Genomic DNA, 7,407 nt, shown 5'->3' on the forward strand with positions numbered 1-7,407 from the left:
ACATATGACAGAGAAAAAGAAAAAGATTGGTTTTAATATTGTAAAGAATGACTCAACAGATGGACATGGTGGGTTTGGAGTTGGAGCATTAAGTCTAGAAAATATTTCTCCTGTATTTGTTGATGTATTAGAAAAAACTGCGTTCGTTGATATTGGTGCGATGCATGCGCGTAGCACAGTAGAAAAAGGAATTAAGTTTTTAACAAATAAAGATGAAGTTCCAAACGGAAAACCATTTTGGCTTGTTTGGGTAACGATTGAAAGAACGGCAACCGGTGCTTATTACGCAGGTGTAACAGCTTGTGAAATGACAGTAGACCGTGAAATTCGCCGCGGATATAAATCACTTCCAGAGCATGTAAACAAAATGGATAAATCATTAAAGCGTCACATTATGGTTGACCATATGGATGAATCATCTAAAAAAGTACTTGGTGCATTTTTAAAAGAGCATAACGAAGCAATTTGGAACGAATCTAGTGAAGAATTGCGTCATGCATTATTAAGTGAATAAAAATAGCTGACGGATTTCCGTCAGCTATTTTTTTACCACGGGAGATATTTCTTCCACCAACTTGCTTTAGTTTTTTCTTCACTAGCCTTTTCAAACTCTTCTTTATCATCAACGTGATCCATACAATATTCAGTCGGCTCTGTACCTTTTGCGAAATACATTTTTACAGAAATTGGACAGTTTTTTGTAGCGATTTTGCCGTTTTCAGGGTTAACGTCGACTGCTACGACATCACTTGGTCGTTTAAAATCCTTTTTAGACTGTCCATCTAAGCCTTTTTCCATCGTATCGGTCCATATTTTTTTCGCATATCCTTGTTCTGCTGGGTTTGAAATTGATTTAGGTTGATCGTATCCAACCCATACACCAGTTACGAGTTGGGGGGTAAATCCAATCATCCAACTATCAGTTTCGGTAGAACCAGACTTTCCAGCATATGTTCTTGATAGTTTTGATAACATTGATTGACCGGTTACAGCCGCATAACTGCTTAGTTTTTTATTAAACATACCTGTCATCATTTCTTCCATCACAAAAGCTTTGCTCTTATCGAGAACTTGCTTACTCTCCAAATGAGCATCGTATAACATATTCCCTTCATGATCCATAATGCGGCGAATAAAAATAGGTTTTACTTCTTTTCCACCGTTTGCGAACATGCTATAAGCATTCACCATTTCAATTGGTTTTACAGGAGATGTACCGAGAGCAAGAGAAGGAACGTCTTTTAATGCACTTGTAATTCCGAATTGCTTCGCCGTTTTTGCGAGTGTGTCTTCTCCTAAAAACAAATTCGTTTTCACAGCATATACGTTATCAGAGACTGCTAGAGCCTGCGCCATCGTTACAAAATCATCTGCATAATAATCTTTATAGTTTTTCGGTTTATACTTTGATACACCATCACCTAAAGTAAATACAGTATATTCACTTTTTAAGCGTGTAGCAGGGGTAAATCCTCGTTCTAAGGCCGCATAATATAGGAATGGCTTGAATGTAGAACCAGGCTGACGAGCGGCCTGTGTAGCCCTATTAAATTGACTCGTATTATAATCGGTTCCACCAACAAGGGCAGCCACTTCACCAGTTTTTGGGTTCATGGAGACGAGGGCAGTTTGTATGTTTGTTGTTTCAGGTATATGATCTTTTACAGCTTGCTCTGCTACAGATTGTAATTTAGGGTCTAGAGTTGTATAAATACGTAAGCCACCTCGCTGTAAGGCTTGCTCATCTAATCCGATATCACGAAGAAGAGAAGCTTGTACAGCATCTTGGAAATAAGGTGCAATCTCTGCTACTTTTTTCGTATCCAATGAGGCAAATGTAAGAGTTTCCTTTTTTGCCGAGGCTGCTTGCTGTTTTGTAATATATCCTTGTTCTACCATTTCATCTAGTATGAGAGATTGACGCCCTTTAGCACGTTCTTCTTTTAAAAAAGGAGAGTAAACGCTGGGTCCTTTCGGAATACCTGCTAGCATGCTAGCTTCTGCTAATGTTAATTCTTTTGCCGTTTTATCGAAATACAGACGAGACGCAGCTTCGATTCCGTAAGCACCGTGCCCATAATAAATTGTATTTAAATATCCTTCTAAAATATGATTTTTATTATAGTTTACTTCAAGACGAATGGTATACATTGCTTCTAATAGTTTACGTTTCCACGTCTTATCATGATCTAAGTAAAGGTTACGAGCATACTGTTGTGTAATAGTACTAGCACCTTGTACTTTTGCCATTGCTTTTAAATCGGCAATAATGGCACCGGCAATGCGCCTCATATCAAAGCCATGGTGCTTGTAAAAACGTTGGTCTTCAATAGAGAGTGTCGCCTCTTTTACATAAGGAGAAATTTCATCGAGAGATACATTATAGCGTTTTTGCATTTCATTACTTTGTCCTATAACAGTGTCATCGTTAGCGTAAAAGACACTTGTTTGTGGAACCGCAACAGGAGGAGGTCCCATGATTTTTGCAGCTATAATGATAATGAAAAAGGAAAAAACGAAAAAAAGAACACAAGAGAACATTATGGTGAAGAAAAGACGTTTATATTTTTTAAGTTTTGGATTCATAGTTTGATCCATCTTTTTCAGCCCCTCATTAATACAAGCATTATTGTATTAGTATTGAGGGTTTTGGTTTATTTTAAACAATGAAATTTCTAAAATAAAAAGAGCCCCTTCACTTAAGAAAGGAGCTCAAAAGCACGTGCTGGCCAATCGGTAATGATGACATCTACACCATAATCAATCATAGTTTGTAAATCTTTAGATTCATTAATGGTGTAAGGGCGGAATACATATCCTTGCCCTTGTGCTAATTGGACAAACTCTTCCGTTAATAATTGAAAGTTTGGGTGTAATCCAGTTGCCTCACGTTTTTTTGCTTCAGCAATAGGATCGGCAAGTGGTGTATCGTACAAAATCGCTCTTGGAATTTCTGGAGCAATTGTTGCTAATAATGAAACAGAATCATGGTTAAATGATGAAAATACAATTTGATTGGATAGATGATACTCACGAACAAGAGCAACGACCTTTTCTTCAATATTTGGATAGTGAATAACATCTGTTTTTAATTCAATGTTAAGTTGTAAATTTGTTGTAGAGAGCCAAATGAATACTTCTCGTAACGTTGGAATTTTTGCTTCATGGAAAGAAGGGTTTTTATGGCTGCCAGCATCTAATCGCTGTAATTCTTCTACAGTTTTCTCGGAAACAAGTCCTACACCATTTGTTGTACGATCGACTGTTTCATCGTGAATCACGACAAGTTCACCATCTTTTGATAGGTGGACATCAAGTTCAATTCCATGAGCACCAATGCGTTCAGCTTCTTGGAAGGCAATCATCGTATTTTCTGGATGTGTTCCTTTTACCCCGCGGTGAGCGAAAATAAGTGGTTTATTCATGTGAAAATCTCCTTATCGTTTCGTTTCTTTCATTATGAAACTGCTTTGAGAAAAATACAATTGAATAGGACAAATATTTACAAAAATCTAACAGTTGCACAAAAGTTAACGTTAACGTAAAATGTAATAATCAAGTGAAGGGAGGAATAAACATGTATAAAATTGATGAAGTAACAAAACAAGTTGGTTTAACAAAACGTACACTTCGTTATTATGAGGAAATTGGTTTAATTCATCCCCCGGAGCGTAGTGAGGGGAATATTCGCCTGTATACAGATGAGGATATTGCAAGAATTAAAAGGATTGTAGAAGCAAAAGAAGTGTTAGGAATCACACTTCAAGAAATGCAGCATTTCTTATCGTTAAAAGAAAGAATGGAACACAGAAGAAATAGTGAAAATCCTCGTGATCGTGAAGTTATTCAAGAAATTAAAGAGATGCTTGAAAAACAAGTGCAAACGTTAGACGAGAAAATGGAGCAAATGCAGCGCGTGAAGGCGGAGCTAGAGGATAGTTTAAGTCGAGCGGTTACATTTTTAGAGAATACAAAAGGAGAGTAATCAAAATGGAGAGTAAACAAAAACTAGGGAGATTGATTACAGTAGTGGCTACCTTCCTTGCCTTTTCAGGTATAGGGGTAGTCGATCCAATCTTGCCAATTATTGCTGAGAAAATAGGTGCAACGCATTGGCAAGTTGAAATGTTATTTACAGCATATATTTTAACGATGGCAATTATGATGTTGCCAGCCGGTATATTTGCATCAAGATTTGGTGATAAGAGAATGATGACAATTGGTCTTGCAATTGTGACTGTATTTGCGTTCATATGCGGTATATCGCAAACGATTGCTCAATTATCTCTTTTCCGCGCAGGATGGGGATTAGGAAATGCGATGTTTTTTGCAACAGCAATGACATTATTAATTGCATTAAGTAAAGAAGTTCATGAAGCAGTAGGACTATATGAAGCAGCAATTGGTTTAGGGATGGCTGGTGGGCCGTTACTAGGTGGTATATTAGGTGGACATTCTTGGCGTTATCCATTTTTTGCGACGAGTATTTTAATTTTCTTAGCATTTATTTTAGTTTTCTTTTTTGTAAAAGAGCCGGAGCGAAAAGTGAAGCGTAAAGCAGCTGGTGTGGGAGAATTACTTAACTTAGTGAAATATAAACCATTTATGCAAGGTGCCATTTCAGGGATGTTATACTACTACGGATTTTTCGTCGTGCTAGCATATTCACCACTTATTATGCATTTATCTGCTATTCAATTAGGGTTTGTATTTTGTGGATGGGGATTAGCGTTAGCTTACGGTTCAGCAATATTAGCACATAAGCTGGAAGGTAAATATGAACCGAAAACATTGTTAAAAGGTAGTTTGCTCGTATTTGCGATGTTATTAATTGCACTATTCTTCGTAAAAGTTATGTGGTTACAAATCGTATTAATTGTTCTATCTGGATTAACATCAGGATTAAATAATGCATTATATACAAGTTATGTAATGGATATTTCACCTTATGAAAGATCTGTTACGTCAGGTGTTTATAACTTCGTTCGTTGGTTAGGGGGCGCGATTGCTCCAATTTTATCAGGAGTCATCGGTCATATAGTTTCGCCGCAAAGCCCATTTTTAGTTGGTGGAATTGTTGTATTAGTTGGTTGTATTATAATCTTAGTTCCGATTCGTAAACCAGTAGAAGTAGAGACAAAAACCCTTTCTTAAGAAAGGGTTTTCTTTCCTATTACAGGACAACCCCTTTTCACATAGATGTTAGAACGCTCTGACTAAAATATATTTTCGGTATTTTTGTACTTTTAACTATACTTTTTGGATGTTTTGTTTTATTTTTGTTAGGGGACATTAATGATGTCCCTATTATAAATTTGCAGCGAAAGGCGTGATTGTACGATGGAACTATGGTTCACTGAAAAACAAACAAAACATTTTGGAATTACGGCGCGTATTAACCGCACATTACATACGGAGCAAACAGAATTTCAAAAGCTTGATATGGTTGAAACGGAAGAGTTTGGAAACATGCTTATTTTAGATGGCATGGTTATGACAACTGAAAAAGACGAGTTCGTTTATCATGAAATGGTAGCACACGTACCTTTATTTACACATCCAAACCCTGAGAACGTATTAGTTGTTGGTGGCGGCGATGGCGGTGTTATTCGTGAAGTATTAAAACACCCAAGTGTGAAGAAAGCGACACTTGTTGAAATCGATGGGAAAGTAATTGAGTACTCTAAGCAGTACTTACCATCAATTGCAGGTGCATTAGATAATGAGCGTGTAGAAGTAAAAGTAGGAGACGGGTTCCTACACATCGCAGAAAGCGAGAACGAATACGATGTAATTATGGTAGATTCTACTGAGCCAGTAGGTCCAGCAGTAAACCTATTTACAAAAGGCTTCTACGCTGGAATCTCTAAAGCGTTAAAAGAAGATGGTATTTTCGTTGCACAAACGGACAACCCTTGGTTTACACCAGAACTAATTACAACTGTGTTTAAAGATGTAAAAGAAATCTTCCCGATTACTCGCTTATACACAGCAAACATTCCAACGTATCCAAGTGGACTTTGGACATTCACAATCGGATCTAAAAAACATGATCCACTAGAAGTAAGTGAAGAGCGTTTCCATGAAATTGAAACGAAATATTACACAAAAGAACTGCATAATGCAGCATTCGCATTACCTAAGTTTGTTGGAGATTTAATTAAGTAAGAGTGTTAAATTGAAATAAATAAAGTGTAAGTAACTCATTTAAGGTGTTTGTCTAGAAGGCTTGAACATGCTAGTTACTTACACTGCTACAAATGAAGTAGTCTTCTTATGATAAAAAGAAGGCGCAGGTAAATCGAGAAAGAGGAGCTATAGGCTCCAAATTTGAGAAATAATGAAAGGTTGGGATACCTTAAGTTCCACATAAGGAGGAAAAGAATATGCGTTTTGATGAAGCTTATTCAGGTAAAGTATTTATTAAAAGTCATCCAAGTTTTGAAGAGTCAGAGGCAGTTATTTACGGGATGCCAATGGATTGGACAGTAAGTTACCGTCCAGGTTCTCGCTTCGGCCCTGCACGTATTCGTGAAGTATCGATTGGACTAGAAGAATATAGTCCATATCTAGATCGTGAACTAGAAGAAGTAAAATATTTTGATGCGGGTGATATTCCATTACCATTTGGGAATCCACAGCGCAGCATAGACATGATTGAAGAATATGTAGCAAAACTATTAGATGCCGGTAAGTTTCCACTAGGTCTCGGCGGTGAGCACTTAGTGTCTTGGCCAATTTTTAAGGCAATGGCAAAAAAATATCCGGATTTAGCAATCATCCATATGGATGCTCATACTGACTTACGTGAGTCGTATGAGGGAGAGCCTTTATCCCACTCTACACCGATTCGTAAAGTGTGCGATTTAATTGGTCCGGAAAACGTATATTCTTTCGGAATTCGTTCTGGAATGAAGGAAGAATTTGAATGGGCAAAAGAAGTAGGTATGAACTTATATAAATTTAACGTATTAGAACCGTTAAAAGAGGTATTACCGAAACTTGCAGGACGCCCAGTCTATGTCACAATCGATATTGATGTATTAGACCCAGCCCATGCTCCTGGAACAGGAACATTAGAAGCTGGCGGTATTACATCTAAAGAACTATTAGAATCCATCGTAGCAATTGCAAATTCAAATATAAAAGTAGTCGGAGCAGACTTAGTAGAAGTAGCTCCAGTCTACGATCATAGTGATCAAACACCAATCGCAGCAAGCAAATTCGTGCGGGAAATGCTGCTCGGTTGGGTGAAATAAAAGCGGAAGCAGCTCGCTCAGAATCGCAGGGTATTGGAGCACTCGACCGAGAAGCGCTTTTGGCTTCGACCGAGAGTGTGAAATGGCCGGAGATTCTAGCTGCCGTAGCTGGATAAAAGTAAAAGCGGAAGCCTCCTAGACGACTAGG

General features: G+C 37.7%; 7 protein-coding genes. 5 read left to right on the plus strand and 2 right to left on the minus strand.

Going from position 1 to position 7,407, the window contains the following annotated elements; translation table 11 throughout:
• Positions 1–4 precede the first annotated feature (4 nt).
• Positions 5–514, plus strand: coding sequence for a YwhD family protein (locus tag BAU28_RS19665; protein ID WP_071719649.1), 510 nt, complete (start codon positions 5–7; stop codon positions 512–514).
• Positions 515–546: 32 nt separating this feature from the next.
• On the opposite strand, the gene BAU28_RS19670 is transcribed toward BAU28_RS19665, so the two are convergent.
• The gene (locus BAU28_RS19670) at positions 547–2,598 is read right to left on the minus strand and encodes a transglycosylase domain-containing protein (protein ID WP_071719650.1); all 2,052 of its coding nucleotides are present in this window, start codon (positions 2,596–2,598) and stop codon (positions 547–549) included.
• Positions 2,599–2,699: 101 nt separating this feature from the next.
• Complete coding sequence (locus BAU28_RS19675; protein ID WP_071719651.1) at positions 2,700–3,425, minus strand: glycerophosphodiester phosphodiesterase; 726 nt, start codon at positions 3,423–3,425, stop codon at positions 2,700–2,702.
• Between the two features lie 152 nt (positions 3,426–3,577).
• Between BAU28_RS19675 and BAU28_RS19680 the strand changes: the two genes are divergently transcribed.
• The 4 genes from BAU28_RS19680 to speB all read left to right on the plus strand — a co-directional run bounded on the left by BAU28_RS19680 (position 3,578) and on the right by speB (position 7,259).
• Positions 3,578–3,985, plus strand: a complete 408-nt coding sequence (locus BAU28_RS19680; RefSeq protein ID WP_071719652.1) for a MerR family transcriptional regulator — start codon at positions 3,578–3,580, stop codon at positions 3,983–3,985.
• 5 nt (positions 3,986–3,990) lie between these two features.
• A complete protein-coding gene (locus BAU28_RS19685) occupies positions 3,991–5,154 on the plus strand; it encodes an MFS transporter (RefSeq protein WP_002174404.1) in 1,164 nt (387 codons plus the stop codon).
• 186 nt (positions 5,155–5,340) lie between these two features.
• A complete protein-coding gene (gene speE, locus BAU28_RS19690) occupies positions 5,341–6,168 on the plus strand; it encodes a polyamine aminopropyltransferase (protein ID WP_000424696.1) in 828 nt (275 codons plus the stop codon).
• A gap of 218 nt (positions 6,169–6,386) precedes the next feature.
• Complete coding sequence (speB, locus tag BAU28_RS19695; protein WP_002113102.1) at positions 6,387–7,259, plus strand: agmatinase; 873 nt, start codon at positions 6,387–6,389, stop codon at positions 7,257–7,259.
• Positions 7,260–7,407: the final 148 nt, after the last annotated feature.

This window comes from Bacillus paramycoides, from assembly GCF_001884235.1.
Lineage (GTDB): Bacteria > Bacillota > Bacilli > Bacillales > Bacillaceae_G > Bacillus_A > Bacillus_A paramycoides.

What these genes read in the sequence shown, in the direction of transcription:
- BAU28_RS19670 (WP_071719650.1), bottom strand. Translation starts at nt 2,598, where the DNA reads ATGGATCAAACTATGAATCCAAAACTTAAAAAATATAAACGTCTTTTC.
- BAU28_RS19675 (WP_071719651.1), bottom strand. Translation starts at nt 3,425, where the DNA reads ATGAATAAACCACTTATTTTCGCTCACCGCGGGGTAAAAGGAACACAT.
- speB (WP_002113102.1), top strand. Translation starts at nt 6,387, where the DNA reads ATGCGTTTTGATGAAGCTTATTCAGGTAAAGTATTTATTAAAAGTCAT.
- BAU28_RS19665 (WP_071719649.1), top strand. Translation starts at nt 5, where the DNA reads ATGACAGAGAAAAAGAAAAAGATTGGTTTTAATATTGTAAAGAATGAC.
- BAU28_RS19680 (WP_071719652.1), top strand. Translation starts at nt 3,578, where the DNA reads ATGTATAAAATTGATGAAGTAACAAAACAAGTTGGTTTAACAAAACGT.
- BAU28_RS19685 (WP_002174404.1), top strand. Translation starts at nt 3,991, where the DNA reads ATGGAGAGTAAACAAAAACTAGGGAGATTGATTACAGTAGTGGCTACC.
- speE (WP_000424696.1), top strand. Translation starts at nt 5,341, where the DNA reads ATGGAACTATGGTTCACTGAAAAACAAACAAAACATTTTGGAATTACG.